Here is a 25,244-nt window from a genome sequence, read left to right as displayed (position 1 = left end):
GTGAATCTCACAGAAACTGAGAGTCAGACTTCTTGTCGGCCCCGGTAAAAAGCTATTGGACAAAAATGTCTAAAAGCCACTTTGTGCGATTCCGAAAAGTGGAAACAAAAGCCTGCCTGGCGAAACGAAGGTTATACTTTAGCGCGCCCAAGTGTCTGATATCGTTCCAGAGCGCAACGAGTCATCTTCATAGTTTCAAACAGCATCCCCGCCAGCATCCCAAAGTTAGCAGTAACCCGGTAAGTCGCACTAGATCCGTCGCGCGATCCTTCAACTTCTTCTAGCTCGTGAGAAGCAAGCTTCGCCCACATTTTCCCGTGCGCATGACCACTAGCTAGCTGCCACCAACCCAGCCATGGCATCACGGGATCAGTATGATACCTCTCAATCGATTCCAGCATTTTCGTCGTTGTAGGCAAACCCGCTTTCAAAGGATTCCATTCCACCACTCCAGCTTCTTCAGCCAGTTGCCTAATCCGTGCACGCCTTTCACGTTTCCAGTCCTTCACAGGCTGCCCTACCGTTTGCTTCAGCAACGAACCCTTATAAGTTTCGTCTACCTCAAGCTGCAATCGCCGCTTGACCCTGCCAGTACTGCTCACAGGATCAAGCAACCACAAGCAAACAGCTAGAGAATCTAGGGCATTTCTTAGCAACGCAAACTGCCCGTAAGGAAAAATGCGAATCTCAAAAGTATCCGGTCCCTCACGCATAACCATCAATTCCAGTGCTTCAATGCAACCTAAAGCCACCGAAATCTGGGACCTCGCATAATCCGGAACACGAAAGACAGGAAGCCGTTCATTATCCACAAAGAAACCAGAGTCAGGATCGACCGACTCTTCGCTATCGAGAGCTTCACTCATCGAGCGTGCATGCTCAAACAGATTAACTATCCACTGACTAAACCGAACTTCCATCGGGTCTACTTCGGGGATCACCGTGGTTCGCATGCTGATATCGTAGCGCTCAAACGAAAAACGCAGTTGCTAGGTGACAGGGGGTAAGGGGTAGGTGGCCTGTGGACAACTTCCCTCCCCTGGCATTGGGATCTCTCCCTAGCATTTTTTTCCACAGACGATAGCCTGAAAGCGCCTCTCTCTATTTTTGGTGAGTCGTATGAGTCTTTTCCTTAGATGGGGACTATTTTCCGAACTGCCTAGTCAAACCTAGAACCATCTGTGGAAAACGCTGAAAATGTAAGCCAATGCCGAGGGAGGCCGGGCTGGTCAGCGGGCTTCAACCCCTTCCCCCTATCTCTGCTCGGCTTGGCCCGGTGTATTCTGAGTGGCCAGCGTTAGGCGTGTGCTTATTGCTAGCCACTCTTGTGCTCCTCGGGGTGTGCTGGCGTTACCGGGTCATTGGACGGCCCTCATGCATGAGGTTTTGCACGATTACAGGCTCTTGATTTACATCTAGTTCTGCCAGTTCTTTTGCTTCGGCGGCTCTCGCTTCAGCGTGTGCCTTGCTGTTGAGCAGGTCTTGCCACTCGGAGGCCGTTGGCAGGTGGGCGGTGTGGCCATTACTGATAGTCAGTGTCCACCAACTCAGGTTGGATGTGTCGGTGTTGCCCTTGAATCCGGCGGTAGTCAATATGGCCGCGGGGTTGGTGAATGCCTTGTCGTTGTAGAACAGGGCGCGCAGCTTATATGCCAGATCCAGCTGTTGGGCGATTTCTAGATTCTTGTCGATCGCTTGGGCGTGAGCGTAGTCCTTGTTGTGGATTGCTGTGTTCAGATCCCAGTTCTTATCGGGGTGATTCTTGAGGAGGGTTTTGAGTCGGCGTAGCGCTGGTTCAAAGATGGTTCGGCGTACCTGTTCGGTGAGGTTATCGGCGTGTTCGTTCAGCGCGTCGATGAATTGTTCTCGTGCGATGGTTACGATTTGTTCGGTGAGGTCGTGGGATCTGAACCACACGGCATAGCTTTCCATGTGTTCGGTGGGATCTTCACCGGCGATGACGGCTTGTGCTGCCGCTTCGAGGTTCGCTGTCGTGGAGGCTGGTACAAAGGCACGGAGTCGGATGGCTGCTTGTTGTGGGGAGAGGATTGGTTCCTCGGTGAGGATCTTTGGGGCTTTGAGGTTGTGCTGCTGGATTGCTTGGTTGATTTGTCGCATGAGACGGTTGAGTTGGGGAATTCGGTCAAGTGAGTTTTCGATTTCGTAGTTTAGACGCATCGGTTCGCTTTCATACTGGGTGTTGTCGTCGTGCTGGATGTTGCCAATATTTCCGGTGAAGTCGTTCATTTTGGTTCCTCTCAAATGGTGATGCTGTAGTAGTTTTTGTAGCCCCATCGGCGCATTTCTGGCATTACGTCGTAGCAGGGCACTTTGCGTGTCCATCCCGTGTGGGGTGGCCATGCGTTGAATTTGTGCGCCCCGTAACTGTGTTCTGCGTGGCAGTAAGGGCATAGCGCGGTAATGCTGTGGTCTGTGACGCGTATTGGAGCGACGTCGTGATTTTTCTTAATTGCCATGATGACCGTTCCTTCAGTCTGCGGGGCCTCCTATAGTCGTTCTGCGAGATCCACTAGTTGATCTGCTAGCTGTATGGCTTCGTCGGCGGTGAGGTGGGCCGCGAGGCCGTGTGCACCGCTTAGGACGATTCCTGGGGTTCGTTCGCCGGTTCGTTTGTCAGTCCAGCAGTATTTAGAGATCCGTCCGATGTAGGGGCGGCGGTTTCCCTCGCTCATTTACTGGTCTCCTTCGCAGTGGTGCTCTAGCATTCGGCGTTCTGCGCTCAGTGCCCGGTGTTTCCAGTAGTTCGCGTTTTGTTCCCAGTGTTGAGCGCGTTCCCATAGGACTGCGGCCTGCGCATGTTCCGTGTAGGTCTGGATTTGTCGGTCTGAGTAGGTGTAGCCGCTCATTTGTTGAGTCCTCCGATTTCAGCCATTTTTGCTCTGGGGTCTGCGCCGGTCGCTGCCTGCATGACATCGAATGATGGGCCGAGAATGTCGTCTGTGAGCAACGGGATTGCGTTCATGAGTACGTAGCCGATGCCGTCGTGCCCGTGGGTTTCTAGGGCTTCACGGAGGGTTGCCCTCGTTTTGGTTTCGTCTCCGGCGTGGGCGGCAAGTTTGAACGCGAGGTTCGCGCCGTCGTTTTGCACCTGTTCGAGATTGAGAGATCCAACGGGTAGGCCGTCGTCGCCCATGATCAGGAAATCGTTGATGCCGTCGAGATCGGGAAGATTTGGGATGTTCTGGGTCATGGTGGTTAGTCCTCTTGTTCTAGGTGGTCGCTGAGTTGCCATAGTTGCGAGTGCAGGGTGTGGTTCGGGATGCCGTCAGATACGTGTGCGGCTGCTGTGCGCAGTAGCAGGATCACCGCGTTACGGTCGTAGGGGTCGATCATTATTTGGTCTTTCAGTGGTTGTGGGGCACTTGGGGCAGATATTCCCAGTGATTCCCTAGAATCAATTCCCGTGAGATTCGCTGGGAAGAAGTGCCCCATGTGACCCTGTTCTGTCATTTTCTTGATGTTTTCGCTAGTCAAGTATGGATTCGTCATTTTTGAGTCCTGCCCCTTTCCAAATACGATTGCCGTTACTTTTCCCCTCGGTCACGCCGCTGATAGCTGCAATGCGGGGTGAAAGTGCCCTAGGTGTGAGCGGCTCAGCCCCGTTATCTTTAGCCCATGCGAGATACGCATGATGCAGTTCCGAACGTGACACCCTGGCGTTAGGTGTGATCACGCATTCCTCGGCAATGAACTGTTTCACCGAGTCGTTTTCTGCCCTGTAATCAGTGGTCGCGGCCATGACCTTAGCCGGGGCGTTCAGCCCGTCTTGCTGGTATTCCCAAAGCCCGGCTACTGCCCAGCTGAGAATGCCGTCCGCTGCCAGTAGAAGATCCTCGGGCAGCGCCTTATCTTCGCGGCCTTCAAATGAGACTTCGAACGGTACGATTCGGATTCGTGCCCATACTGCCGTGGCGGTTGGGTCTACCTTTGGCAGGTCATTAGTGAGCATGAAAAATGAGTGCGAAGGATCGAACTGGATACGATCTTGACCCATGTGCTTAGCGGTGATCCTGTCGCCGCCTGTGAGTTGCTTCATGGTGGATTCGGCTAATTCTGCGCCTTTTTCGAGTTCGCTCATGACTGCCCAGCGTGCCCCGCGTAGATCCATCTGTGCTGATAGTTCCGACGCGGATTTGTGGCCGTGCCTGCCAGTGACAAGCATGTCGTTAGATGCGGTGATCCCGTAGTCTCCCAGCGCGTGCGATACTGCGTCGGCTAGCACTGATTTGCCGTTACGCCCGGTTCCTGTGGCCACGACTAGAACGTGTTCGCGTACTCGGCCTATGAGCGCTGAGCCGATGTAGCGTTGCAGGAAATGGCGAACTTCGGGATCTGGTAGCGAGGATTCGAGGAACTGTAGCCAACGGGCGCTAATTTTCTCGGTGTTGAAACCTGCGCGAGTAATCTTCGTGAGGTTATCCGCTGGATCGTGTGGGCGTAATTCCTGAGTGTGCAAGTCCAGGGTTCCGTTAGCAACGTTCAACAGATACGGGTTAGCGTCCATTTCGTCAGCGTCGGCGGTGAGCCATTTCGAGGCTAGTTCCAGCACACCGTTAGAGCCGTTGGCGGTCATGCAAGCTCGAATGTCAGCGGACAAATCTTTATCGGCCATGGCCTCTTGATTCCATGACATGGTTAGTAGTTCATTCAACAGCCTGTGAGCGTGCTTGGCGTGCTTATCCTCGGCCCACCGTTTGCCGTCGTAGACATGCCAGCCCATGCCGTTGATGTGCTTACATTTCCCGGCGTAGAGCTGCGCAAATCGAGCGGCCATGCGCTGGTGTGACCGTAGACCCTTGTCTTTCCATTCGATCGGTTCCGGGTCGAATGTGTCGGCGGCGAAGTAGTCAGGGATACTCATAGAGCGTTCTCCCCTCGACGGGTGGCTTCGCGTGCGGCATGAATACTGATTGCGTCTTGTGCAGACTTAGCGGCGGCGCGGGTGAACTCTTCCTGCGCTAGTTGGTCGCGGAGGTCGCATTCCTTGATGCCGTCCTCTATGCCGTGCCGGTAGCCCTGCCGGTAGCCTTCGGCCTTACCCTGCATGAAAGTAGCAAGATCCCGGTTTTCCCAGTAACTAGTCATCAAGCATCACACCCTGGGGAAGGGTTGCGGCTGGCATAAGTCGGCAAAGGATCACCGAAGCATCGAGGCCATCGGCGGTGGCACGGTCAACAAGACGTGTAGCGGCGGCCAGTGAGAGCAAGACGCGGCGGCGATAGCGGGGCGGATTGTGATCCCCACGGATCTGGATAACCGCTACTGCGACGTGCGTTCCAAACACCAAACCATCGGCGGATGGTGATACGATGGGGTTACAGTTTGAAAGATTTTCTAGATGCCCCTGGTTGCCCTGCCGGGGGTTTTCTTTTGCCTGAATCACGCAGCAGCACCCCCGGATTCTTCCAAGTATGCAACTTCGATCTGGAACATGATGCGGATTGCAGCCAAACGATATTCTAGATTTTCGTCCGGGGTAGCATCGGTCAAGCCGTCGCAAAGTTGCTGCCGGGCTTGTTGCCACTTCGGGTTATCACGGTAGCTCACGCGGCATCACGCAGCTTTCCTGCGTCCTTGTTGCGGCGAGCTTTGGCGCTGGCCAATGCTAGGCGCTTGAAGTGGGCTTTGCGCAGGTGTTCGGCGCGCTTGGCGCGTTCTGCTGGAAGTAGCTTGCCCTCGGGGTCGGCTTGTTGCTCGAACTTTGCCATGAGCGCGGCGCGGGCTTTCGCCGTTCGGGCGCTTCTATCGGTAGTGTTGGCCCATGATTCATGGGCGGCAATTTGAGCGGCTAGTTTGCGTTCGTTTGCGGAACGTTCAGATGCGGAAATGGGCACCGAAAATACACCTTTCAAAGGTGCATTCGATGCCCATCAAATACTGTGGTCTAGCGGATCGCCGCCCGGCCCTAAATCTTGAATATAGTTTACCATATGCGCTGTACGACTATTGTGTTATCGCAGTGCTTCAATGATCGAAATTGGATTTATTTCCGTCGCGTGCTGCGGATGATCCTTGCAACGAGTCCATAACCCAAGTGCCGAAAAGTCCTTCAGATTGGACAGTGGCATAGCGTAGCGTATCCAGTGTTCAGTCCTGCTGATCCAACGATCCCCGGAAACTTGCGGAGGACTGTCTTGATCCTCTATGCACCGGCGCAGGAAATCATCATCACTCATAGCCGAGTGCCAGAAATCGGAATTCTCGCATGATCCGGCACCGAAAAAGTGTTCTGTCGTCCAAGGCCGTCGCGTAGTTTGGTCATCTGGCCGCCACTCAATACGGGATATGAAATACAGCACGCCTTTGTATACTAGAGCTTCAGCGAGTTTCGGCGATTTGCCGTTTTTGTGGTGTTCGCAGCGAATCGTCACGCTGGGAACCTTGGCACTCGCGAGTATTTCTCGGTCGGCTATAGCTCGTTCGAATGCGGTACGGCGAATTTCCATGTGGTGACGAATAGTCGCTAACTCGAACATTTACAGATCTCCTAGGTTCAGGCTTCGGGCTTCGGCCGCTGCCCGTTCGGATGCACGGGCTTTGGTGTACCGCTGCAACATGTCAGGGCGCGACCAGCCCGCGACGGCCATAAGGCCACCTTCTGATCCTCCTGCCACAAGCCACCTATGCGCGGCTGTGTGGCGCAGTAAGTGGGGATGGAACCGGTCGATTCCAGCGATGCCAGCTCGTACCATGAGAGCTTTATAGAAGGCGTTATAACCAAAGCCGCGATTCTTGCCCCCTAACCAAAATTCATTAGTGTCGGCTAGTTTATGCTGGGTACGTGAGCGCCGGTAGCGGTCGAGGGCGCGGGCTGTCTGCGCACCGAAGGGAACTAGTCGGCCTTTGCCGCCTTTGCCAATGCGGATATGCGCTAGGCCTTCAATGAGGTTCAGATCATCCATGCCCAGATTCAGGCATTCAGCGGAACGGATGCCGGTTTCCACCATGAAACGTATTAGTGCTTCATCACGGCGGCACTCGAAACTGTTCCCGGCGCACGCCTTGAGCAGTGCTTTGATTTCAGTTTCGGTGAGCGGCTCTAGTGCGAGCGTGTCCACTTTGACGGGTTTCACGTTGGCCAACAGATCAGCGGGGATCTCTTGTTCTTCGGCAAGCCATGCGCTGAAACGTCTTACCGGCTGCTGTCTTGTTTTTACCGTCGCGGGGGATTGCCCGCTATCGAGACTGTCGACAGTGAACGCGTTGTATAGCTCGCGAGTGAGCTGTGGTTCGTGGCCTTTAGATTCGCACCATGAAATGAACACTCGGACGCTTTTCTCATAGGTTTTGAGGGTTGCGTGGGTCTTTCGCTCGGAACGTAGTTGTAAAATCCACGAGTCTAGAAGCATAGCCAAATTGGGGTATGACGGTTTCGACATACCCCAATGTTAGCAACTATCTTGAAATTATGCGCTATGCGATGGTAGGCTCTATCTCAGTAGCTCCAAAAAGTCCGTAAATACAAGGTTTTTTGGCTCTGAGGATTGAGATTAATTTACAGATACTCTGCGAATTCCTTCTCGAGGACCGGCTTCGGCTTCGCACCGATTGAGGTTGCAACGTGCTCGCCGTCCTTGAATACGTAAACTGCGGGGATGCTGGTGATACCGTACTTGGCGGCAATTCCCTGATTCTCATCAACGTTGATCTTCACAACGTCAACCTTCTCGGCGTGCTCGGCAGCAATCTGATCCAAGATTGGGCTCAGCTGACGGCATGGGCCACACCATTCGGCCCAGAAATCAACGATAACTGGCTTTGAAGCTTCCAACACGTCGGTCTGGAAAGTTGCTTCAGTGACATCCTTTGCGTTGCTCATGTGAGACAACCACCTTTCGATTGAGCTTAATTAGCGGCCCGAGCAGGGGTCTTGAGATCTGCTAGGTAGTGTTCTACGTCCAGTGCAGCTGCACAGCCTGAGCCTGCGGCTGTAATGGCCTGACGGTACTTGGCATCGATAACGTCTCCGGCAGCGAAGACACCCTTGATGGAGGTCTGCGATGAGCGGCCTGCCACAGCAATGGTTCCATCAGCGGTCAACTCCAGCTGATTCTTGACCAGCTCGGTACGTGGATCGTTACCAATAGCAACGAAGACACCGGTCACATCTAGAGTTGATTCTTCGGCCGTGTTGCGATTCTTCACGCGTAGGCCGGTGACCTTCGGGTCTCCATCGATACCGATAACTTCCGAATCCCAAACGAATTCGATCTTTGGATGTGCCAGCGCACGATCTGCCATGATCTTTGATGCGCGTAGTTCATTACGGCGGTGTACTACGTAAACCTTGGAAGCGAATTTAGTCAGGAACAGTGCCTCTTCCATAGCCGAGTCACCGCCACCTACTACTGCAATCTGCTGATCGCGGAAGAAGAAACCGTCGCAGGTCGCACACCAAGAAACGCCCTTACCGGAAAGACGCTTTTCATCTTCCAATCCAAGCTCGCGGTAGGCGGATCCGGTGGAAATAATGACAGTGTAGGCACTAAACACTGTTCCATCATTGATGGTGACCTTCTTGATGTCGCCGCTCAGATCAACATGTGTGACATCATCGAAGAGGATTTCTGCACCAAAGCGCTCGGCCTGCTTCTGCATGTTGTCCATCAGGTCAGGACCCATGATGCCTGCAGGGAAACCAGGGAAGTTTTCGACATCCGTAGTGTTCATCAGCTCGCCACCGGCTGTCACGGAACCAGCGATGACTAGTGGATTCAGGTTTGCGCGAGCAGTGTAGATTGCCGAGGTATAGCCTGCTGGACCGGAACCTACGATGATGACATCGCGGATTACATCGTTCTGTGCTGAAGACACGGGGATGGTTCCCTTTCGTTTCATATGAATGCGAAGTGCATAGTGGGTATGAACCTCACTATGCACTTCAACGTCTGGCCATGGAAAAAAATTCCACGAGTATTACTTGACCGAGAATTCACCGATCTGCAAGCCGAACGGGCGTGAGGGGTTGGCTCCGGAAGCACGGCGCGGTAGATCGGTGACATTCAAGAAAACATACTGCCCTGTCGCCTGATCTTCACTGACTGGAACCGATAGCGAAGGCCCGGTGAAAGAGCCGTTAGCGACCGCGGTAGCAGCACCTAGATCGTCGCTTTCGCCCACGAGGATCTCGTAGCTACCACCTGAAGCGTTCAATCCCTCGAGGGAGATTTCGCTGATCTTCGAGGTCTCTTCAAGTTCGAGGATGAACACCATATTCGAGGCGAACCCACCGAAGTTCGAGGTGGTGAACGAGTAGGTGCTGTAGGCGTTGGCCGGATTACCATCGATCATGCGTGGCAGGGTGTCGTCAGTTTCGTTATTCAATGACTGGTTTCCGGGCACGAGGCGGGAAACCTCGGCCACTACCGGGGTCGGCAAGTTCGAGGATGGTTCCGGGGAGTCGGACTCGGTCGGGGTTCCGCCGTTCTCGGTCTGCGAATTTTCGGTTGGCGTCTGAGCGATTGGTGCATCGTCACTTCCACCCAGGAAGTTGAAGGCGAACACGACGCCAATAACCAATACTGCGATCAGTACGGCACCGACCAAAAGTCGTGGCCCCTTGGCGTTGGACTCTTCTTCGTTCACATCTTGCTGATCCGCGCCGGGAGCGGCCGCTGGAACAGTTTTTGCCGCCGCGGGAAAAGTCTTTGGCTTGGATCCGTTTGGCGTAGCCGGAGCGGGCGCCTCACCCTTAGCCGGGGTCTTGGCGGGCTGGGCTGGTTTAGTGCTGGCTGCGGTCCCTGCAGCAGCTGCCTTGGCCGCTGGAGCCTCTTTCTTGGGCTTTTCGTTGCCTTTAGAGAGTTCTGCCGATGACAGTGCGGCCGTGGCCGTCACACTGGGTTCATCGTCAAGCTTGGTGACCTTCGGCTTGGCAGTTGACTTTGCCGCCGGTGGCACCGGGGTAGCTTGGGTGACCGCGTTCGGAGCGGTCTGTGGTTCCGCGTCCTCTTCCACGAGCTGCTCTTCGTTGACATCCTCGGACTCTGTGGGCTGCTCCAAGTTCTTACGGCTGAAACGATTCTTGAGGCCACCTAGACGGCTCGCGCGCGGGGCTTCGCGTGGTTCCTGCTCTTCGTCAACGGCATCATAACGAAGCTGTTCGTAGTATTCGTCATCGTCATCGTAGGTCTGCGGGACGGCCTCACGGGACTCGCCGAAGATTTCAGTACCCAAAGTATCGGTATAAAACGGCTCAACATAGGGAGCATCGTGCCCAACGATCAGGTCCAGAAGGTCAGCCGAATTAGTCAGGTTGGCCACCAGATAGGACTGATTCGCGTCGGTGATACCAAGGTCTAGCACTTGGACATTCGCGGAGCGTTCATCCATTGCGATTTCACGCGCATTACTAGCCAGCTGTGAAGAGTTTTCCGCGGAAGCCACTAAGATGCTGACGGAGCGGTTTAGCACCTGATCAATACCTTCGAGTACGAGGTCACTTTCGGCAGAAGTCATAACAAATTCGGTGACCTGGTAACGACCGCCGAGGATAGACCCGACTTCGATGGACTGCGACACGTGCATCTCCAAGCGTTGGTTGTGCTGTAGAGCAGACTTATCTGCCTCTGAACATGTTACCTGTGTTCACTGCAGTTATGTTGGCGATTTGGTCAGAGTCACGTTGGTTGGCAACGGATCCAGAGACGCCGTGCTCCTGTAATTAAGACTCCGCGTGATATTTGGTCAGTACCTCACGAGCTAGATCCGCGATGCGCCGTTCGTTCGGGAATGAAAGTCGCTTACCCAAGGCGTTCAATGGAACCCAGGCAACATCCACGGCCTCGTGATCTGGATCGTTTTCAATGGTCAGCTCACCACCGGTGGCCTGCAACAAGAAATGATGCACAGTTTTGTGAACCCGGTAATTCGTTACCGTGAACCAGTAATCGACGGCGCCAAGGGGAGCTAAGACCCTGCCAGCGATCCCTGTCTCTTCCTCAATTTCACGAACTGCCGCTTCTTCGTTCGTTTCTTCCCCTTCGGGGTGTCCCTTGGGAAGGCACCATTCCAGCCGTCCGCCACGGTTATAGCGGGCAATAATGGCAACCGGAAAAGCGGGGTCATCAAAGTCGACCACAATACCGCCGGAAGAGACCTCTTCCACTGTGGGCAATGGTTGGTGCCCACTGACCGCATGCCCATGAGCCATTGACGCAGTCAATGGTGTGCGCTTGGGCGCGGACGGAATCGGTCGGTTCATGTATCCACTCTATCGACAAAACGCTAGACAATTCCTTAACCACTTGAGGTCGAGAGTTTTATCGCAAGGAATATCGGGTCTTTTGCGCGCGTAAATGCCCGAAATCTGGCACCCTTAAAGGACTATGTACGAACTTCCTTCGCATGCCGCATTGCGCCAAATCTTGCCCCGAGTCATTTTCGAGATGGCGGACCTCTTTGTCGAGGCCGGATTCGAGCTGTCCTTAGTGGGCGGTCCAGTGCGCGATCTATATCTGGGTCGGGTGTCCCCGGACCTTGACTTCACCACGAATGCCTTGCCGGAGGACACCTTAAGAGTGATCAGCGACTGGGCCGACGCGACCTGGGATGTGGGTCGAGAGTTCGGAACTATTGCCCTGCGCAAGGGCCAAGACACGATTGAGATCACCACCTATCGTGCAGATGCATACGACATTGACTCGCGTAAGCCCATCGTGGCCTTCGGCGATAATCTCAAGGACGATCTGTTCCGACGAGATTTCACCATGAACGCGATGGCACTGCGCTTACCGTCATTGGAGTTGGTGGATCCTTTTGATGGTGTCGGATCGCTAAATGATCGTCTCATTCGTACCCCCGGTTCGCCGGAAGTTTCCTTCTCGGATGATCCGCTGAGAATGATGCGTGCGGCACGGTTTACCTCGCAGTTACCCATGGAGGTTGCTCCCGAAGTTCGTCAAGCAATGAGCGAGATGGCCGAACGGTTAAGTATTATTTCCGCTGAACGTGTGCGTGATGAGTTGATTAAGTTAATCAACGGGAAGGATCCGCGAGCCGGTATCGATTTGCTAGTACAAACTGGCCTCGCAGATCTGATGTTGCCCGAAATTCCGGCGTTGCGTCTCGAGGTGGATGACCAGCATCGGCATAAGGATGTTTACCAGCATTCGTTGACCGTTCTCGAACAAGCTGCGGGTTATGAAACCGATCAAGCGGGACCGGTGCCGGGACCAGACTTCATTTTACGGTTCGCCGCGCTCATGCACGATGTGGGTAAGCCCGCCACCCGGAAGTTTGAACGCAATGGTTCGGTCAGCTTCCGGCATCATGATGTCGTGGGCGCCAAGCTGGTGAAACAGCGGATGCGCGCCTTGCGCTTTGATAAGGACACCACGAAGGCCGTGGCTCGTCTGGTTGAGCTGCATATGCGTTTCTACGGCTACGGAGAAGCCGGTTGGACCGACTCGGCGGTTCGACGCTATGTGAACGACGCAGGTCCCCAGTTGGAGAGACTGCACCGATTGACACGTTCCGACGTCACCACTCGTAATCGGCGTAAAGCTGAGCGTTTAGCCTTTGCCTACGATGACCTTGAAGAGCGTATTGCGAAAATAACCGAGCAAGAAGAGTTGGATGCGATTCGCCCCGACCTCGACGGTGAACAGATCATGAAATTGCTCGGTATCAAGCCGGGGCCTGTGGTGGGACGAGCCTATAAGTTCCTCCTTAACCTGAGACTGGATGAAGGGCCATTAGGGGAGCAGGTCGCCGCCGATCGTCTACGTTCGTGGTGGGAGCAACAGCCCGAAGCCACTACCGAAAGTGCAGAAACACCTTAGAGGACGCTGAAGTCTAGCAAATTCACCACCGCAGATTTTGCGGTGGTGAATTCTTTTAAGTCGGAATATAGCCATCATTTGAAAATAATTTGAAACAAATCCCGCAATGACTAGCTATTCGACCAACAGCTCGGTTATGCTAGTTATCGTGATTGGGAAGTCTCAATGAGACGAACGAGAACGAAAAGACAATAATCGTTGCAGTCTCGTGTGGTGACACACGATCGACTCGAGCAGACCTAGAGGAGGTGGGAAACATGAATATGATCCAGCATAAGTGGACTTATCAAGGCATTTTTGAGGGCTTTGGCGCCCGAAATCGCCGTAATTTCCCTGCCTCCGGACAGATGAAGATCTAGTTTTCTCACACTAATTCATCGCAAAAGTTCCTGAGGCGGAAAAGTCAGTATTCGACCGAAACCTTGAGGAACTTTTTTCATGTCTGCCCCACTTCACGTAACTACTCCACCACGTGCTCAACGGGCCGCGGAACTTATCTTCGCAGGCCCGGACAGCCTAAAGGGTCGCCGGATTCACTCCGGCGCACCCAGCGGAGCCATAGCCCCTCTCAGTGTTGAAGGGAGGGACACCAAATGAAGAAACGCTATCGTGGCGATCAAAGCGACCGAGTCAAAGCAACTCGTTTCCACCAAGCAAGTCGGGAACGGGAGCTGAAGAATCAGCTACCGCCAGAGATGTACTTCCGTATCCGTTGAGGTTCGACTGACGCCATTACCGTCAGTTCGAGACCGAAAGGATAACTAGATGGAAGCGCAACAGAATATCGACGCAAGGCCCGCCGGCCACCAGCCCGGCGGGCTTTGCCGTACCTATCGCAAGGTAGCGGTTAAAAGACAAACCCGATGACTTTTGGTCATCGGGTTTGTTGATGTATCTGCGGCATACGCGCAAAAAGGCTGTTACTCGCCGCGAATGAAGGCTTCGACCTTTTCGCGAGCCTGCTCATCGTCGTACTGCTCTGGCGGGGACTTCATGAAGTAGCTCGAAGCCGATAGGATCGGCCCGCCGACTCCGCGGTCCAGTGCGATCTTTGCAGCGCGTACAGCATCGATGATGACGCCAGCGGAGTTCGGGGAGTCCCAGACCTCGAGTTTGTACTCGAGGCTTACCGGGGCATCGCCGAAGTTGCGTCCCTCGAGGCGAACGAAAGCCCACTTGCGGTCATCGAGCCAGGACACGAAGTCACTTGGGCCGATGTGCACGTCGTCTTCGCTCAGCTCGGCCGAGGTGTTGGAGGTGACAGCCTGGGTCTTGGAGATTTTCTTCGACTCCAGACGTTCACGCTCGAGCATGTTCTTGAAGTCCATGTTGCCACCAACGTTTAGCTGGTAGGTGCGATCCAGAATTACGCCACGGTCTTCGAAGAGCTTAGCCATGACACGGTGGGTGATGGTCGCGCCGATCTGGCTCTTGATGTCGTCGCCCACAATTGGCACGCCAGCATCGGTGAACTTCTGCGCCCACTCTGGGGTTCCGGCGATGAACACTGGCAGGGCATTGACGAAAGCCACACCCGCGTCAATAGCACACTGTGCGTAGAACTTGGCAGCTTCCTCCGAACCCACTGGCAGGTAGCAAACCATGACGTCGACCTTGGCGTCCTTTAGGGACTGGACAACGTCCACAGCTTCCGCAGTGGATTCCTCGATGGTCTGGCGGTAGTACTTGCCCAGTCCGTCGAGAGTTTGACCGCGCTCCACGATCACACCAGTGGCCGGAACGTCGGCAATTTTGATGGTGTTGTTCTCGCTGGCCAGGATAGCGTCAGCCAAGTCCAAGCCGACCTTCTTGGCGTCTACGTCATAGGCGGCAACGAATTGCACATCGCTGACGTGGTAATCACCAAACTTGACGTGCATCAGCCCCGGGACAACGGTATCCACCTCAGCGTTTCGGTAGTACTCAACACCTTGAATAAGTGAGGTGGCACAGTTACCTACGCCAACGATGGCAACTCTGATCGGGTTCGCCGACACATGAACTCCTTTGGAAAAAGATGAAAGCTTGGGGAGCGGATCCAATAGATAAGAGGTATCTGCAAACAGGCTCCCCATAGATCTTAAGTCTCTCCGGGGGTATTTTCATTCCCATTGCGCAAACTGCCGGGTTTACGACGGATTCAAAGCCCACGGGAGATGTCTTATCCGCGGGTATCTATTCGATTACCTTCTGCGTAGAGTGAAAACACTGTCATTAGTGTAACTAGTTTTAATAATGACAGTCCTCGGAAAATAGGGATATAACACAGATCATGCCGAGAAAATTTCCCCAAAAATGATGTCATGTTCAAAGTTAGAAACAGTCATGACATGTCTATTTCATCTCATTTTACGCATCTACCAGATAGCGACGCAATTTTCGTGCTAATCGTAAGAGGGGGCTGGGCAGCGAGGTACGGACACGCTGCCGCAGCGGGAAATTCCTAATTTCAGCCAACAATTGCGTATCAGTGCGTAATTCTGCGTGGTGTGCCCGATGGGCCAAAAGTTCCAATGAGTCAGCAAGGTCGCGGTTGCTGCGGTGAAAATAGTTCTCTCGAAGCCAGGTCCGATGCGGGGCGGAGAAGTTGAGATCGAGCAAATCCTGCAGACTGCCCTGAATTCCGGAGCCCAGGAATACCGTATTTATCAGCTCATTACTCACACCAAAATCCGTGAGAACCATCGTGGGTAAGCCGTGGTCAATCGCCTCGAGTGCGGCGGTTGAAGAAACAGTCACCAGTGCACTGCCGGGGCGCAGGTAGTCCTGCATGGATCCGGTCGCGAACCTGATATGAGTGCTCTTATTAAACTTCCCGGAGGCTTTCATCTGCTCTAGAAGGGAATCAAAAGGAAATTGTTCCAAGTGAGTCTGGGGTTCACCGGCACGGGCACGCAGTTTGACGATGACCTCGGTCCCAGGATTGAGCCGGGCCACCGATTCTAGAGTCAACAGTATTTGCTCACGTTGTTCACGCTCGAAGGGCACCTTGGCCTGCGGCGCGAACACAACCTGTTTGATCGGTTGCTCGCAAGGAGTAGGGAAACCAGCGGAGGAGAGGAATGGCAGCTTTCCCACCAGGATCGTCGGTTGATGACCCGTTAAGGCATCGGACAGATCCGCGAAATCTCTGGCCTCGGCATGAGAATGACAGATAAACCCGTCGCCGGCGATACGGTAGTTCCACCCCTTGGTTGTGGCGGGAAAAGCAACGCCAGGAAGCGCCGAGATCAGCCCCGTGCGTCGTGCGTCCGCCGGTTCACTACGCAACACCCGTGCGTAGATTTCGGCAACAACCGGTCCGGTGGCCGAAGCGAAGAGCACATCCTCGGGAATCGCAGTAGCGCTGAGCTGATTCAGAGTCAAGATTTCGACATCGGCAGCATCGAGATCAGTTCCTACGAAAGCGGCTTGGACCTGTTCTTCGGTCGGAGTGGTGGGGGTACGCACCAAAACGATACGACGATCCCACCCGGAACCGAGGCGGTGTAGCAAACTGGTAGCCAACTTCAAATACGAGTCGGAATCGGCCACCGCAAGAATACTTGGCGCCACGGAATCACTACACCTTTAACGAGCTGGAGAGATGCTCGCGCACCTCGTGAGTAGTTGTTTCGGTCCACCAGTCGGTTGGAACAGGCTTTGGAAAAACCTGTTTGCGATCCTTACCTAGCAATAACCTTAGCGAGGGAATGACGGTGGAGGGCAGCGAACGAATTTGCTGCCCTGATTTTAGTGCTCGTAGCCGCATCTCGATTGGAATGGTGTGTTCCTTCATCTGCACATTGGGTAAATCCGCGATCAACGCCAAAGCTTCGGGATTTTCGCGGCGATGCGGGAAATAGGCGAAGGGGCCATCTTCGGCTAAAGATTTCAACCACTGAAAATAGGGTTCGAAATGAATTAACCCATCCGCGCTCATTGCCGATCCAACAACTAACGTCGGTTCGGTGAACTTCTCTTCGACCGGTTGCGCTGCGAGCCACTCAAAATTATGTTGCGCAAATTTGATCCCGAGTTGATGCATGCGCACACGAGTTTCTCGTCCTACCTCGAGGGCCGAGACAATCAGTAATCGATGGTCACGCGCCATAAACCTCAGCCGATACCACAAGGCCAAACCTAACGCTTTGCGGCTTCCAGAGTTAGCCACGCGCCCTCGAATGATGGGGGTGGGATCATCGCTGATGAGTTGCCCGATGAGTGCTAGGGTAGCCATCCCGTCATCGATAATGACCACCTCCTTGGCCTGAACCGGTCCAAGGAGGGCGCGTTGCACCCGGCCGGAATAAACGTCCCCGGTCACCCAACGATTGTCGGTAGCTACCGCAGAGGGTGGATTACGTGCCGGGTCGCTGATGTTCAGACCGGCCGGGGCAGCCTCCAACAGAGCTTCGGTAGTAGCAGCTAACGGCATATTTCGGCGCGGCACGATCAACGTATCGGTCCCCAAAAGACCTGCCGCGTGAGTTTCCACGGCGGATAGCAACTGCAAAGGGGATTCAACCCAGACCTTAGAGCTACCGAACCGCGGCCGGGCCACTTCGGCTTCGGGAAGAAATTCGATGTCCATAGCCACTAGACCGTCACTTCAAGCTTTTTCGCGACCTGCGTGAAGGCTCGCGCCGAACGTCGGCGCAGACCCCGAACTTTACTCCCGGCAATCCGCCGCAGTCGAATGAGTGGGTTGCGGTCACTTGTGGGATGCGCCCAACGTGGTGGAAGGTCCAATGCCGCCAATCGTCGCCGCTTGAAGTACTCACTACTCTGAGAATAATTGCTGGTAAGAAAAGCTTCGGCGGTCTGCCGTAGCATCGGTAGCTGTTCGGCCTGCATGCAGTAGGAGATCGTCTTGACCAGCTCGTTCAATCGGTCCGGTGACCCGGACGGGAACTGTTCAGGCAGTGGGTAGTTTTGCACGAAGAGGGCACGGATCAGCGTTAACGGAATCCGATTCGAATTTTGAAAAGGAGCCAGCTTTTCAAGCAGAGATTCCGTCCCAATGGCAATGACGGGAACATCCAACATGAATTTAGCGGTGGTCAACGCGGTGGAGAAGCAAGAGATCACTACTTCCGGTTGCATCTGACTGATCACCGTTTCCGCCAGTAGCGGACTACGCAGCCAAGTAAAGGTAATCCCGCGCTCCTGAGCACGTACCGCTAATCGATAGGTTGCGGCGGGGGAGGAGCTGGGGTGAGGCTTGAACACGACATGGGTGAGCCCGGCATCACTGGCAGTCTGCAGCATCTGAAGATGCAGATCGAGTTCTTCGGCATCGTCGAGGAGCCCGAGGGCACCTAGGTACTGACCGAGTACCAACGCGTGCTTTTCTTTGATCCGAGGTAGATCGTAGGCCCGCGCTTCATTCCGTTCCACCTCGTCAAAGACCGTGCGTAGCGCCGAGAGCGGCACCACCTGACGTTCCGGAGCAAGCTCGTGCAATAACACCGGTTCTAGTCCGGGAACCAGATCCACGTGACAGGTACCCAAGATGCGTTGGGTAATCTCTCGAGGCAACGTATTGCGAGTTGGGCCGTAGGACATCAATCCATCGGAATGCACATAAATGGGCGCATCATAGAAAATTCGTGCCAAGGCTTGGGCCGGATTGACTTGGATGGACTCAACGACCAAGCTCACCCGCTCAGCACCTAGGTCCCACGCCTTGCGAAGCAAACGTTCAAAGGTCACCAGATCTTCGCCCCGCGGATTCAGTGCCCCGGCGCGGCGCGGCGCGGTAAGCGCGCCCAGATCTACCACTTTGTCGAACCGGGATGCGAGAGTGCTGAAACCGGGGGCCTGATCCAAGGGAACGGTGAGTTCCGGAGCAAGTGACCCGTTGGCCAAAACCAAAACACGCGAATCGGCCGGTGGCAGGGCATTGCTGTCCAACATCGCAGCAAGGCACATTATCTGAAAGCTCGACGATGCTACCAAGAGTTGAATCATGAGCGGACCTTCCCGACCGTGGGTTTATGCAGCGAGAGCAGCATGGCACGTCGCCGACCATCTAACTGATGTAATGCCCTCGCAAGATGTTGTTGCGGCATGGCTGCCAGAGCTTCGGTGATTTCCTGACGCAGTCGTGCGGCCATGGCTGGCGCGAACTGTTTGGACCGGTTGAGATGGTGGCAGCTCACGGCAAAAAATTGGCGCAGGGCTTTGGGAAGGAAATCTTCGGAGGCAGGGTCAGCGAACACTAGGCTGACGATTTTCGAATAGGCTCGCACAAAATGTAGCTGACGCTCGTCAAACACTTGGGTCAATGAATCGCTGTTGCCGCGGCGGTAGAAGAACCCGGGTTCTCCGACCACTGCGTAGCGCTGTCCGCTGAGAAAGAGTTGCCACATCCACAAGCGATCCTCGCAAGTGTGTAGGGACTCGTCGAACCACGGGGCGGGAAGCACATCATGACGGAATAAGCCGGTGGGTGGAAAGGGGTAATCGATCATCGAACTGGCATCCACGGGCAAAATATCGTTGCGCGGATCCCGCGCAACGTGTCTTTGGGCCTGTGGGGCGCGGTGAATTTGCCGGGCAGCTCCCTTGACCTGCACATGGTCACAACGCACGAAAGCCACGTCTAGTTCCTCCAAATCTTGAGCTAGGCGTGCCAAGTGGTCCTTGGCGAACCAATCATCCGGATCGAGGAAGGCGATGTACTGCCCGGTCGCTTCGGCGAGCCCAGAATTTCGCGCGGCCGAAACACCGCGGTTCACCGGGTGGGTGATGAGTTTCAGTTCAGGGAAATGCTCGGCGTACTCGGAAACCAGTGTTGCGGTGAGGTCGGTCGAGGCATCGTTGACCACAATGACTTCTAAGGTGAATTTTCCCAGCTGTTGAGCGGAGAGGGAATCCAACGCATCGGTGATGTATGGCTCTTGGTTATAAGCCGGGATGATCACACTGATCTGTCCTGCGACGCGCGACGTGTCGGATGAATTTTCTGTCACTGACGGATCATTCCTTGAAATGAAAACTTGGTGAAATACAGGCTTTCCGGGACCCCAAGCGGGGCCCCGGAAAGCCTGTTCTTGGCGGGGTGGCTAAATTAGCCGTCGACGCGGCGCAAGCGGGACAGTGGTGCCAGCTCGCCAGGGAAGACTTTCTTCACGCCGTCACCCATGGCCTGCTCCAGAATACGGATGTCGCGGATCAGCGACTCGAAGCCCTTCGGCTCCAGCGAAGAAGCCTGATCCGAACCCCACATGGTGCGATCCAAAGTGATGTGGCGCTCGACGGTCACTGCACCCAGGGCGACAGCGGCCAGCGAGATCTGCAGGCCGCGCTCGTGGCCCGAGTAGCCCACCGGAACCTGGTAGCGATCGCGCAGGGTTTCGATCATGCGCAGGTTGGCTTCCTCAGGAGGCAAAGGGTAGGTGCTGGTCGCGTGCATCATGACCAGTTTGTCGGTGCCCAGAGTCTCCACGGCGTTGTCGATCTGCTCGATGGTGGACATGCCGGTGGACAGGATGATCGGCTTGCCGGTGTCGCGCAGCGCCTTGAGCAGCTCGAGGTCGGTGACCGAAGCGGAAGCGACCTTGTGGGTGACGGCACCTTGCTCTTCCATGAACTCGACCGAGGGGACGTCCCATGGGGAAGCGAAGGCGTGCAGACCCTTGGACGCGGCGTAGGAGATCAGTTCCTTGTACTGGGCCTCATCGAATTCGACCCGGTAGCGGTAATCCAGATAGGTCATCTCGCCCCAAGGAGTGGAGCGGATCTTATCGCGCATATCCATCGGGGTAGAGATCTCCGGGGTGCGCTTCTGGAACTTCACGGCGTTGGCGCCAGCGTTGGCCGATACATCGATCAGTTGCTTGGCAATCTCGATGTCACCGTTGTGGTTAATGCCGATTTCGCCGATGACATAGACCTGCTGGTCGGGGCCAAGCAGGCTCTGGCCAATTGCCACTGGCTTGAGGTCGGTAGTTACGGTGCTCATTCTTTTGGTGCCTTTCGTAGGGGTGAAAATGTGTTACTTATTGCGTGCGGCGAGCACAAGCTCAGCTAGCTCACGCACCGCGCCGGTACCCCCGGCGCGGGTAAGTCGGTGTCGTGCCGCCTGGTGTGCCTCGGGGCGGGCATCGGCTACGGTAATTGGCCAGCCGACCAGGTTCATGGCAGAAATGTCGTTGATGTCATTGCCCAGGTAGGCTACGCGGGACGGGTTGATGGATTCATCGGCCATCCAACGGCTAAGGTATTCGGCTTTGGATTCGATTCCCTGAGCCACTTCGACGTTGAGTTTCGCGGCTCGAGCCGATACCACCTTGTTGCGTTCCTTGGACAGAATCAGGAACTTCACTCCGGCGGAGCGAAGACGCTCCACTCCCATGCCATCGGAGCGCGAGACCCGCACGGATTCGTTACCGTGTTCGTCCAAATAGGCGGTATCGGGGGTGTGCACCCCGTCAAAGTCGGTGACGACCGCGTCTACATCGATGTGTTGTTCGGCTTGTGCAAGTTCATGGTTCGCCAAGAGCAGGTCCGCTTCGGTGTCGATATCGATGCCGTGTTCGGTGCGCACCTGATGAATCCGAACATTCCCGAAGAAGCGGTGTTTGGCCTCGAGCAGTCCGCTGGTGCGCATGGCATAGAAGGCGCCAGTTTCGCGGAATTGTGGTGCTCGATCCTGACGGCGTGGCCGGTGCGCGGCATCGTGACCCACCGCAATGGCAGCACCGTGCTCATCGGCAGCCCAGAGGAAACTATGATCTGCGACCGCTGCGAAGCTCACATCGGCAGCACCTGAAGTTATCTGGGTGACGGCCGCATCAAGATCCTCGGAGGCGATGAAGGGGGAGGTGCATTGGATGAATAGGGTGACATCGGGGGTTTGCTGCCGCTGTTCGAGGACGTGCAGTAAAACCGATTCGCTACTGGCCGTATCTCCGGCGATTTCTGCCGGGCGATCAACAACGGTTGCTCCGTGGGCTAAAGCTTCGGCTCGGATGTCCTCATGATCGGTGCTCACCACGACGTCGCTAACTGACGCCGCGGCACGTGCGGAATTAATCGCGCGGGCCAGCAGACTGATCCCGCCGACCTTGCGTAGGTTCTTGAGCCGGACGCCTTTAGATCCCCCGCGTGCCGGGATGATCGCCAAGACATTTGGCTGATTGGTATTGCTCACGTTCTCGACGGTAGAAGTCCGAGTTGACTGAAGCGCACCTATTGCGTGAACGCGGGGTGAAGTGCAGGTTTAATTACCTGACCGTTACCTGAACGGCTAGGTCAGGGTCGGAGTTAGGGAGCTAAACTAGGGACGCGTCAACGCGACGGCGCTCAGTTTAAGGCAGCGAATTACCTCAGGTGAATTCGCGTTGTGATGACGGGGAATAGGGATTTTCGGCGATAAATGGACGAAACAGCGCGTAGCCGCACGGTAGTAATGCAAGTAAGCAACTAGGCTGGAGAGCATGCGCGAGCCAAAACAGCCTGAGCAGACCCGTCAGCCGTGGCGGATCACCGTACCCTCTCGAGCCGACGGATTTTTGCGGCTGTTCTCCCGGGCGATTGGTGGGCCCTTGGGGCGGCACAGTGATCCGGGACGGGTTACCCCCGGACTTTTCACCGTGGAACGTGTGTTAATGATCTTCACGACATTCTCTGCGTTCTTGATGTTGCTGGCGAAAAACCCTTGTCGCATCAACGGATGGGGTGGCTCTAACCCTTATCTCATGGCGTGCTACACGGACTGGGTTCCACTCTTTGGGGCTCGCGGCTTCGCCGATAACCCTTGGGCGCCTTTTAGTGCAGGAGCGGAGTTCGAGTACCCGGTACTGATGAGCGCGGCAGCTTCGGCAGTGGCGGCGTTGGTGCCGGAAGGCGGTACGAACCGAGGCCTACTTTTCTTCGATCTGAATCTCATTTTGGTCGCCATTTTGTGGTTTGTGATCGTCTGGGCCACCATGCGCATGGCAGGACGCCGGCCGTGGGATGCTGCGCTGGTGGCATTGGCGCCGGGGATAGTCCTCACCGCCAGCATCAACTGGGATATGTGGGCAGTAGCCATGCTCGCCCTAGGGATGTTGAGCTTCGCCCGTGGCCGTTTGGTGCTAGCGGGGGTGCTGATTGGTCTAGGTACAGCAATGAAGCTATATCCCGTCCTGATTCTCGGGGCAATATTGGTGTTGGCTTTGCGCACCGGGAAACTCAAGGCGTTCTTCGTGACCGCGGGTTCGGCCGTTGCTGCATGGCTTGCGGTGAATCTGCCCTATGCGATTGCATTTCCCGATTCCTTCGCGCACTTTTTCAAGTTCACCTCCGACCGCGGGGCAGGGCTTTCAAGTTTCTGGCATGTCTGGAACATTATTTCCCGAGAAGTCTCTTGGCTTCCTTCCGCCGATGCGGATGCGATCTCTCGCCTGGGTCTGATCATTTTCTTCTTCGCCTGCGTGGCAGTTGCGCTCTTGACTTTCTTCGCCCCGCAAAGACCGCGTCTGGCCTCATTGACCTTTTTGATCGTGGCGTCCTTTGTCATGGTCAACAAGGTCTATTCACCACAGTTCGTGATCTGGTTGATCCCACTCTTCGCCTTAGCGTTGCCTCGCTGGCGGGAATTCGTCATGTGGATGGCGGTGGAAGTCCTGCACTTTTACGGGCTGTGGTTCTACATTCACAGCTACACCTCGGATGTCGAAGCGAACCATGCATTCCCCGAATCCGGGTATGTGCTGTTGGTGCTGGGGCATATGGTGATGCTCGGATACCTGATGTACCGCGTCGTTCAAAGTATTCTCAAACCAGAATATGACCCAGTCAGAGACGTAGGGCAGGAAGATCCGCAGGCCGGACCATTCGCTGGTGCCGAGGACCGGCTCAGTTGGAAGATCCTTCAACAGCGTCGAGAAAAAGAGCGTGTTTGATGAGTTCTGTAGCGGTGATCGGAGCCGGAACAAACGGACTAGCTGCGGCATGCGTGGCTGCCCGGGCCGGGCTCGAAGTCACGGTGTACGAAACGAACCAGAATATTGGTGGGGCAGCCCGTACCCAACCCTTGGGTGAGTCGCAGGCAATCTTTGACTTGGGGAGTGCGGTTCATCCGATGGCGATGCTATCCGAAGCCTTCCAAGTCCTAGGCGTACACCAGCGAGTGGATTTTACCGTTCCCGAGCTGTCCTACGCCCACGTCAATACGCACCAATCCAGCCTTGCTTGGCGCGATCTACAGCGCACGCTCGAAGACTTGCCTGTGGCCGACGCCAGAATCTATTCGGGGATCATGACTCCACTGGTCAAGCGGATCCATGAACTTGGCCAAACCCTACTCAACCCCTTACTGGACGTACCCAGACATCCGGTCACCTTGGCCGCTTTTGGCGCCTCAACCCTCTTGGGAATGGGTCTACTGCAGGGGATACCCGAGAAAGCCCCGCACGCCGCGGCCCTCTTAGCCGGCTGCGCGGCACATGTAGCCGGAGGATCGCGTGGTCCGGCAGGAACCGGGGCCGGACTCTTCCTCGCCGCCGCGGCCCACGGTGCCGGATGGCCGATTCCGCGCGGTGGTTCACAGGCCATTAGCGACGCCTTGGCCAGTGAGTTGACGGAGCACGGTGGGCGAATCGTCACCGGACAACACATCGATAATCTCCAGGATCTGGATGAGCAGGTTTTTCTACTGAACACTTCCCCGGAAACCGCAGCGCAGTTAGGCGCCGGACGCATTCCCGAAAAACTGGCTCGCAAGCTCAGCACCCCGCGGCGCTCGCCGGGTAGCTGCGTAGTGCATTATGTGTTGCGTGAACCCGTGCCGTGGAAAGATCCGGCTGTGGCTGGGGCCGGCACCGTGCACTTAGGGGGCAGCGCCCGCCAGGTACACCGGGCCGAAAGGCGTAGCCGTCGCACGCTCATGAACGATCCCTTCGTGCTGGTTGCCCAACCCTCACAATTCGATAGTGGTCGCGCCGCACCGAATCAGCATGTGCTCTGGGCCTATTGTCACGTGCCACTCGGTTCGACTGCTGACATGAGCGCGCGAATTACTGCCCTGTTGGAAGATGCTGCCCCGGGATTCAGGGACACTATTATCCACCAGCATGTGCGAACTGCGAGTGACCTCGAGCAACAAAACGCTTCTTTGGTGGGTGGCGATATTTCCGGAGGCACCATGGATCTTTACGGCAGTGTGGTGCGCCCGCGCTTGAGCCCTAACCCCTGGTGGCTACAAGCGCGGGGGATGTACCTGATTTCCTCGGCGGTTCCACCGGGCCCTTCGGTTCATGGGATGGGCGGATACCGTGGTGCTCAGCACATGCTGCGGCGAGAATTCGGGATTTCCTTCGAGCGCTAAGGACGGCCGCCGTACATTGCTGGGATAGCCTTAGCGCCGCCTGAGGAATTGCCACAACATTCGGTGAGCACTCTCGAACGGCGCTGACCTGAGGCATTCGAGACCACCAACGAAATATCAGGCGACTGTTGTGGTCGACGTGTGGT

Annotated in this window: 26 protein-coding genes; 3 read left to right on the top strand and 23 right to left on the bottom strand. The window is 55.5% G+C overall.

Translation table 11 applies throughout. The features are described from left to right. Positions 1 to 131 precede the first annotated feature (131 nt). The 16 genes from ACQQZ8_RS15575 to ACQQZ8_RS15500 all read right to left on the bottom strand — a co-directional run bounded on the left by ACQQZ8_RS15575 (position 132) and on the right by ACQQZ8_RS15500 (position 11,221). Positions 132 to 953, bottom strand: coding sequence for a hypothetical protein (locus ACQQZ8_RS15575; RefSeq protein ID WP_431710711.1), 822 nt, complete (start codon positions 951 to 953; stop codon positions 132 to 134). A 397-nt stretch (positions 954 to 1,350) separates the two neighbouring features. Then, positions 1,351 to 2,361, bottom strand: coding sequence for a hypothetical protein (locus tag ACQQZ8_RS15570; RefSeq protein WP_431710710.1), 1,011 nt, complete (start codon positions 2,359 to 2,361; stop codon positions 1,351 to 1,353). Between the two features lie 146 nt (positions 2,362 to 2,507). Then, the gene (locus ACQQZ8_RS15565; protein WP_431710709.1) at positions 2,508 to 2,693 is read right to left on the bottom strand and encodes a hypothetical protein; all 186 of its coding nucleotides are present in this window, start codon (positions 2,691 to 2,693) and stop codon (positions 2,508 to 2,510) included. Further along, positions 2,694 to 2,867: a hypothetical protein gene (locus ACQQZ8_RS15560; protein ID WP_431710708.1), complete on the bottom strand. Its 174-nt coding sequence runs from the start codon at positions 2,865 to 2,867 to the stop codon at positions 2,694 to 2,696. Further along, positions 2,864 to 3,211 (bottom strand): hypothetical protein, encoded by a 348-nt coding sequence (locus ACQQZ8_RS15555; protein WP_431710707.1) that lies wholly within the window; start codon positions 3,209 to 3,211, stop codon positions 2,864 to 2,866. Before ACQQZ8_RS15555 ends, ACQQZ8_RS15560 begins: the two co-directional genes overlap by 4 nt. Positions 3,212 to 3,216: 5 nt before the next feature. Further along, positions 3,217 to 3,510 carry a hypothetical protein gene (locus ACQQZ8_RS15550; protein ID WP_431710706.1) on the bottom strand — a complete coding sequence of 98 codons (294 nt, stop codon included), beginning with the start codon at positions 3,508 to 3,510 and terminating at the stop codon, positions 3,217 to 3,219. Next, entirely contained in the window at positions 3,488 to 4,882 is a 1,395-nt protein-coding gene (locus tag ACQQZ8_RS15545; protein WP_431710705.1) for a DNA primase family protein, read from the bottom strand. The genes ACQQZ8_RS15550 and ACQQZ8_RS15545 overlap by 23 nt, the downstream gene beginning before the upstream one ends. Beyond that, on the bottom strand, positions 4,879 to 5,106 hold the full coding sequence (locus tag ACQQZ8_RS15540) for a hypothetical protein (RefSeq protein ID WP_431710704.1): 228 nt from the start codon (positions 5,104 to 5,106) through the stop codon (positions 4,879 to 4,881). Before ACQQZ8_RS15540 ends, ACQQZ8_RS15545 begins: the two co-directional genes overlap by 4 nt. Then, entirely contained in the window at positions 5,099 to 5,404 is a 306-nt protein-coding gene (locus ACQQZ8_RS15535) for a hypothetical protein (protein ID WP_431710703.1), read from the bottom strand. Before ACQQZ8_RS15535 ends, ACQQZ8_RS15540 begins: the two co-directional genes overlap by 8 nt. 160 nt (positions 5,405 to 5,564) lie before the next feature. Continuing rightward, entirely contained in the window at positions 5,565 to 5,855 is a 291-nt protein-coding gene (locus ACQQZ8_RS15530; protein WP_431710702.1) for a hypothetical protein, read from the bottom strand. A gap of 117 nt (positions 5,856 to 5,972) precedes the next feature. After that, positions 5,973 to 6,497, bottom strand: coding sequence for a hypothetical protein (locus ACQQZ8_RS15525; RefSeq protein ID WP_431710701.1), 525 nt, complete (start codon positions 6,495 to 6,497; stop codon positions 5,973 to 5,975). Continuing rightward, a complete protein-coding gene (locus ACQQZ8_RS15520; protein WP_431710700.1) occupies positions 6,498 to 7,400 on the bottom strand; it encodes a tyrosine-type recombinase/integrase in 903 nt (300 codons plus the stop codon). 116 nt (positions 7,401 to 7,516) lie between these two features. Then, positions 7,517 to 7,840 carry a thioredoxin gene (gene trxA / locus ACQQZ8_RS15515; protein ID WP_431710699.1) on the bottom strand — a complete coding sequence of 108 codons (324 nt, stop codon included), beginning with the start codon at positions 7,838 to 7,840 and terminating at the stop codon, positions 7,517 to 7,519. A gap of 26 nt (positions 7,841 to 7,866) precedes the next feature. After that, a complete protein-coding gene (gene trxB / locus ACQQZ8_RS15510) occupies positions 7,867 to 8,859 on the bottom strand; it encodes a thioredoxin-disulfide reductase (RefSeq protein WP_431710698.1) in 993 nt (330 codons plus the stop codon). 78 nt (positions 8,860 to 8,937) lie between these two features. After that, positions 8,938 to 10,539 (bottom strand): hypothetical protein, encoded by a 1,602-nt coding sequence (locus ACQQZ8_RS15505; protein ID WP_431710697.1) that lies wholly within the window; start codon positions 10,537 to 10,539, stop codon positions 8,938 to 8,940. 142 nt (positions 10,540 to 10,681) lie between these two features. After that, a complete protein-coding gene (locus tag ACQQZ8_RS15500) occupies positions 10,682 to 11,221 on the bottom strand; it encodes an NUDIX hydrolase (RefSeq protein ID WP_431710696.1) in 540 nt (179 codons plus the stop codon). A gap of 184 nt (positions 11,222 to 11,405) precedes the next feature. On the opposite strand from ACQQZ8_RS15500, the gene ACQQZ8_RS15495 reads away from it, so the two are divergent. After that, positions 11,406 to 12,800, top strand: coding sequence for a CCA tRNA nucleotidyltransferase (locus ACQQZ8_RS15495; RefSeq protein ID WP_431712208.1), 1,395 nt, complete (start codon positions 11,406 to 11,408; stop codon positions 12,798 to 12,800). Between the two features lie 920 nt (positions 12,801 to 13,720). On the opposite strand, the gene ACQQZ8_RS15490 is transcribed toward ACQQZ8_RS15495, so the two are convergent. The 7 genes from ACQQZ8_RS15490 to ACQQZ8_RS15460 all read right to left on the bottom strand — a co-directional run bounded on the left by ACQQZ8_RS15490 (position 13,721) and on the right by ACQQZ8_RS15460 (position 21,939). Continuing rightward, positions 13,721 to 14,797 carry an inositol-3-phosphate synthase gene (locus ACQQZ8_RS15490; protein ID WP_431710695.1) on the bottom strand — a complete coding sequence of 359 codons (1,077 nt, stop codon included), beginning with the start codon at positions 14,795 to 14,797 and terminating at the stop codon, positions 13,721 to 13,723. A 352-nt stretch (positions 14,798 to 15,149) separates the two neighbouring features. Continuing rightward, positions 15,150 to 16,355 carry a DUF6716 putative glycosyltransferase gene (locus ACQQZ8_RS15485; protein WP_431710694.1) on the bottom strand — a complete coding sequence of 402 codons (1,206 nt, stop codon included), beginning with the start codon at positions 16,353 to 16,355 and terminating at the stop codon, positions 15,150 to 15,152. 7 nt (positions 16,356 to 16,362) lie between these two features. Beyond that, a complete protein-coding gene (locus tag ACQQZ8_RS15480; RefSeq protein WP_431710693.1) occupies positions 16,363 to 17,373 on the bottom strand; it encodes a hypothetical protein in 1,011 nt (336 codons plus the stop codon). A gap of 5 nt (positions 17,374 to 17,378) precedes the next feature. Continuing rightward, complete coding sequence (locus tag ACQQZ8_RS15475) at positions 17,379 to 18,698, bottom strand: polysialyltransferase family glycosyltransferase (protein ID WP_431710692.1); 1,320 nt, start codon at positions 18,696 to 18,698, stop codon at positions 17,379 to 17,381. A 50-nt stretch (positions 18,699 to 18,748) separates the two neighbouring features. Further along, positions 18,749 to 19,756, bottom strand: coding sequence for a glycosyltransferase family 2 protein (locus ACQQZ8_RS15470; RefSeq protein ID WP_431710691.1), 1,008 nt, complete (start codon positions 19,754 to 19,756; stop codon positions 18,749 to 18,751). A gap of 98 nt (positions 19,757 to 19,854) precedes the next feature. Next, positions 19,855 to 20,748, bottom strand: a complete 894-nt coding sequence (locus ACQQZ8_RS15465) for an N-acetylneuraminate synthase family protein (RefSeq protein WP_431710690.1) — start codon at positions 20,746 to 20,748, stop codon at positions 19,855 to 19,857. A gap of 33 nt (positions 20,749 to 20,781) precedes the next feature. Next, positions 20,782 to 21,939, bottom strand: a complete 1,158-nt coding sequence (locus tag ACQQZ8_RS15460; RefSeq protein ID WP_431710689.1) for a cytidylyltransferase domain-containing protein — start codon at positions 21,937 to 21,939, stop codon at positions 20,782 to 20,784. 286 nt (positions 21,940 to 22,225) lie between these two features. Here ACQQZ8_RS15460 and ACQQZ8_RS15455 point away from each other — a divergent pair, with 286 nt between their 5' ends. Both ACQQZ8_RS15455 and ACQQZ8_RS15450 read left to right on the top strand, forming a co-directional pair. Then, entirely contained in the window at positions 22,226 to 23,674 is a 1,449-nt protein-coding gene (locus tag ACQQZ8_RS15455) for a glycosyltransferase family 87 protein (RefSeq protein ID WP_431710688.1), read from the top strand. Next, complete coding sequence (locus tag ACQQZ8_RS15450) at positions 23,674 to 25,098, top strand: phytoene desaturase family protein (RefSeq protein ID WP_431710687.1); 1,425 nt, start codon at positions 23,674 to 23,676, stop codon at positions 25,096 to 25,098. Before ACQQZ8_RS15455 ends, ACQQZ8_RS15450 begins: the two co-directional genes overlap by 1 nt. Positions 25,099 to 25,244: the final 146 nt, after the last annotated feature.

Source organism: Glutamicibacter uratoxydans, assembly GCF_050753455.1.
Lineage (GTDB): Bacteria > Actinomycetota > Actinomycetes > Actinomycetales > Micrococcaceae > Glutamicibacter > Glutamicibacter uratoxydans_A.
The sequence above is the reverse complement of the archived record's forward strand: the minus strand, read 5'-3'. Positions and strand labels throughout refer to the sequence as shown.

Excerpts from the sequence above, each read along its gene's own strand:
- ACQQZ8_RS15565 (WP_431710709.1), bottom strand. The coding sequence starts at position 2,693 with ATGAGCGAGGGAAACCGCCGCCCCTACATCGGACGGATCTCTAAATAC.
- ACQQZ8_RS15475 (WP_431710692.1), bottom strand. The coding sequence starts at position 18,698 with ATGTTGGACAGCAATGCCCTGCCACCGGCCGATTCGCGTGTTTTGGTT.
- ACQQZ8_RS15525 (WP_431710701.1), bottom strand. The coding sequence starts at position 6,497 with ATGTTCGAGTTAGCGACTATTCGTCACCACATGGAAATTCGCCGTACC.
- ACQQZ8_RS15450 (WP_431710687.1), top strand. The coding sequence starts at position 23,674 with ATGAGTTCTGTAGCGGTGATCGGAGCCGGAACAAACGGACTAGCTGCG.
- ACQQZ8_RS15480 (WP_431710693.1), bottom strand. The coding sequence starts at position 17,373 with ATGGACATCGAATTTCTTCCCGAAGCCGAAGTGGCCCGGCCGCGGTTC.
- ACQQZ8_RS15550 (WP_431710706.1), bottom strand. The coding sequence starts at position 3,510 with ATGACGAATCCATACTTGACTAGCGAAAACATCAAGAAAATGACAGAA.
- trxA (WP_431710699.1), bottom strand. The coding sequence starts at position 7,840 with ATGAGCAACGCAAAGGATGTCACTGAAGCAACTTTCCAGACCGACGTG.
- ACQQZ8_RS15545 (WP_431710705.1), bottom strand. The coding sequence starts at position 4,882 with ATGAGTATCCCTGACTACTTCGCCGCCGACACATTCGACCCGGAACCG.
- trxB (WP_431710698.1), bottom strand. The coding sequence starts at position 8,859 with ATGAAACGAAAGGGAACCATCCCCGTGTCTTCAGCACAGAACGATGTA.
- ACQQZ8_RS15520 (WP_431710700.1), bottom strand. The coding sequence starts at position 7,400 with ATGTCGAAACCGTCATACCCCAATTTGGCTATGCTTCTAGACTCGTGG.
- ACQQZ8_RS15465 (WP_431710690.1), bottom strand. The coding sequence starts at position 20,748 with ATGAGCACCGTAACTACCGACCTCAAGCCAGTGGCAATTGGCCAGAGC.
- ACQQZ8_RS15555 (WP_431710707.1), bottom strand. The coding sequence starts at position 3,211 with ATGACCCAGAACATCCCAAATCTTCCCGATCTCGACGGCATCAACGAT.
- ACQQZ8_RS15455 (WP_431710688.1), top strand. The coding sequence starts at position 22,226 with ATGCGCGAGCCAAAACAGCCTGAGCAGACCCGTCAGCCGTGGCGGATC.
- ACQQZ8_RS15540 (WP_431710704.1), bottom strand. The coding sequence starts at position 5,106 with ATGACTAGTTACTGGGAAAACCGGGATCTTGCTACTTTCATGCAGGGT.
- ACQQZ8_RS15500 (WP_431710696.1), bottom strand. The coding sequence starts at position 11,221 with ATGAACCGACCGATTCCGTCCGCGCCCAAGCGCACACCATTGACTGCG.
- ACQQZ8_RS15575 (WP_431710711.1), bottom strand. The coding sequence starts at position 953 with ATGCGAACCACGGTGATCCCCGAAGTAGACCCGATGGAAGTTCGGTTT.
- ACQQZ8_RS15570 (WP_431710710.1), bottom strand. The coding sequence starts at position 2,361 with ATGGCCACCCCACACGGGATGGACACGCAAAGTGCCCTGCTACGACGT.
- ACQQZ8_RS15495 (WP_431712208.1), top strand. The coding sequence starts at position 11,406 with ATGGCGGACCTCTTTGTCGAGGCCGGATTCGAGCTGTCCTTAGTGGGC.
- ACQQZ8_RS15560 (WP_431710708.1), bottom strand. The coding sequence starts at position 2,867 with ATGAGCGGCTACACCTACTCAGACCGACAAATCCAGACCTACACGGAA.